Annotated in this window: 3 protein-coding genes; all 3 read left to right on the forward strand. The window is 52.2% G+C overall.

Going from position 1 to position 2,919, the window contains the following annotated elements; translation table 11 throughout:
- Positions 1 to 1,368, forward strand: a 1,368-nt coding sequence (locus ABYT07_RS20230) for a type VI secretion system contractile sheath domain-containing protein (RefSeq protein ID WP_372993807.1), incomplete at its 5' end; no start/stop codon positions are given.
- Positions 1,369 to 1,668, forward strand: a complete 300-nt coding sequence (locus ABYT07_RS20235; RefSeq protein WP_372993808.1) for a hypothetical protein — start codon at positions 1,369 to 1,371, stop codon at positions 1,666 to 1,668. It abuts the gene before it with no gap.
- A 29-nt stretch (positions 1,669 to 1,697) separates the two neighbouring features.
- The coding region (locus ABYT07_RS20240) for a type VI secretion system Vgr family protein (RefSeq protein WP_372993809.1) at positions 1,698 to 2,919 on the forward strand (1,222 nt) is incomplete at its 3' end.

Here is a 2,919-nt window from a genome sequence, read left to right on the forward strand (position 1 = left end):
AAAACATGGTCTGAAACCCATGCAACACCAATCAAGCTGCCAAAGCGCTCTGCAAGCACATCAGTGCCTGTAAATCTGAAACTCAGCGATTTTCAGGCCCTGATCGGGGATACCGGTGGATCACTAACCCCGTCAGGCCCTGCCGATGATCTGATTGCTCAGGTTGTGGGACCGCACATTGTCAAAGCCCCTGACGCGGGTGCCGCCGAGATGACAAAGGCCGTTGACGAGGCGTTGAGTTCGGCCATGCGGCTGGTGCTACATCATCCGGATTTTCAGGCAATTGAAGCGCAATGGCGGTCGTTGGACATGCTTGCGCGCCGCATTGAAACCGACAGCACGCTTGAGATCATCTTGTATGATGTGTCCGCCGAAGAATTGGCCGCCGATCTGGCCGCCCAAGAGGATCTGTCCCAATCTGGCCTGTTCAAGTTGGTGACCGACGTTCTGGACCCCGAAGAGGGTGCAGGCGGGTTTTCGGCACTCTTTGGCCTTTACACGTTTGAGGAAACACCCCCCCACGCAGAGCTGCTTGCGCGGATCGGGCAAATCGGGGCGCATGTCGACGCGCCGTTCTTTTCGGCGATCACACCGAATTATCTTGAGACCGCAAAAGAAGACCGTCACCCGTTGGTTGCGGAAACATGGGATACGCTGCGCGGTCTGCCAGAGGCGGCTTACATCGCACTTTCGTCACCGCGGTTCCTGTTGCGTCTGCCATACGGGGCAAAGTCAGAGCCGATTTATCCGTTCTCTTTTGAGGAGTTTACTCCGAAAGAAGGCCTGAAAGGCATGCTATGGGCGAACCCCGTTGTTTTGGTGGCGATCCTGCTGGCTGGAACGCACAAGAAAGACGGCAAAGCGATGGACCTTGGGTCGCTGATGTCACTGGGTGATTTGCCATTCCACTACGTCACCGACCGCTATGGCGATCAGGTGGCGCTGCCGTGCACCGAACGCAACCTGACAAGTGATGCCGCGCAAATGACACTGGGCCGTGGGTTTATGCCGGTTGTTTGGGTCAAAGGCCGGAACGAGATCAGGCTTGGATCATTCAGGTCCCTTGCGGGGGATATGATTGCCGGCCCTTGGGAGGCCGAAGTTCCGGCGCAACGTCCGAAACCGGGCGGAGGCACGTTGAACCTGAACGTAAATATTCCGGTTGCACAGAACGACGGGGAAGCCGGCGCAGACGATACATCGCTTGACGATTTGCTTTCTGGCACTGAAACTGACGATATTTCACAAGGTGACGGTGGCGACGATACGTCTCTTGATGATTTGTTGGCCGGTTTCGATGATGACGGTGCCGGCGATGACGGGGACGACATGGACCCCGATCTTGCCGCTTTGCTGGAGGGATTATAGATGGACGGGACAACGAACACGCCGGAGCCAGATCCGGAACGCGATGACGAGCCAGAAATTATCTTACTGGCTATCGAAAAAAAGAAATATTACATGTATAAAGGCGACGACCATTTAAACCAGCTGCTTCTATCGGACGGCGTATATCCTAAACCCGTTCTATGTGTCAGTTTTGATTCATTATTTGATGCAAGACGTATTATTGGCGACGGTTTTTCAGTTTCAAGTTGTTGGGCGATACACCCAGAAATTATTGAACGCCTTCGCACCGAAAAGTGTCTGATTGAAACGGATGCATAGCCGCGGAGCGCGAGGCAAGGAGTGCCGACATGCCATCGACAAAAATTGATCTACAAAACCGGGCCGTTTGGATGGAGGGTGAATATTCCTCCAACCCGGTCAATCTAAAAAATGCGCGGGTCGTTGAAGGCCTTAGTTTTCTGACGGAAACAACGATCGAATTCTTGTCGTCCAACGATGCGCTTGATCTTCAGGATATTCTTGGAAAGGTCATTACCCTTGGTATCAAGGATGCTGACAATCAAGACCGCTATTTTTCCGGGACGTGCACGTCGGTAGAATATGTCGGGCTGTATCAGGGCTTGTCTCATTTTGTTGCGGAAACGCGGCCTTGGCTTTGGTTTCTGACACGGCGGCAGGAAAACCGAATTTTTCAAGACAAAACCGTTATGGATATTATTCAGGAGGTTTTGGAAGATTACGGATTTTGGTCCGACGTTGAAAAAAAGACCACCGGAAGCTACAAAAGCCGGGTTTATTGTGTCCAGTACGCCGAAACGGATTTCGACTTTATTTGCCGTCTGATGGAAGAAGAAGGTATTTATTACTACTTCGTTCAGGACAGTAAGAAGCTGAAAATGGTGCTGGCTGACAGCATCAGCGCGCATAAGGCGACACCGGGAAAATCGGAATTCGACTTTCATTTCAAAGAGGCGAAATACCGGCGGAGAGATGATCACATCTTTGACTGGAGCGAATCCACAGGCGTGACGACCGGCAAGATCACGTTGAACGATTATGACTTTGAAAATCCGAAGGCAGACAAGAAGACCGCCAAGACAATTGCCAAAGGCAGTCATAGCCACAAATCCTATGAGCATTATCGCTATCCGGGTCACAGCCGCATCGAAGGGATGGGCGATGATTTCACCAAGGTGCGCATGGAAGCAGAGGCTGTAAAACACAAGTTGTCACGCGGTGCCGGTAACATCCGTACCCTTGGCGTTGGCCAGACCTTCAAGATGAAAGACCACCCGCGTAAACATAATAACATGGAATATCTGCTGACGCACGCGGTGCATCATTTGCAGATTGAAACCGATTACGAAGACCAGGAATCCAAAAAGCCGCTATTCGACAGCACGATCCCTGTGGACGAGGACAACAAAGATACCTACCGCATCGTCTTTGACGTCATTCCCCAGACAGAGCCATTCCGTGCGCCGCAAGTCACGCCGTGGCCCAAGTTGCTGGGGCTTCAGACTGCTATTGTGACCGGCCCGGCGGGTGATGAAATATACACCGATAAAT

This window comes from Sulfitobacter sp., from assembly GCF_041552635.1.
Taxonomy (GTDB): Bacteria; Pseudomonadota; Alphaproteobacteria; order Rhodobacterales; family Rhodobacteraceae; genus Sulfitobacter.

Bases quoted from the DNA above. Each gene is read 5' to 3' on its own strand.
- ABYT07_RS20235 (WP_372993808.1), top strand. From the start codon at position 1,369: ATGGACGGGACAACGAACACGCCGGAGCCAGATCCGGAACGCGATGAC.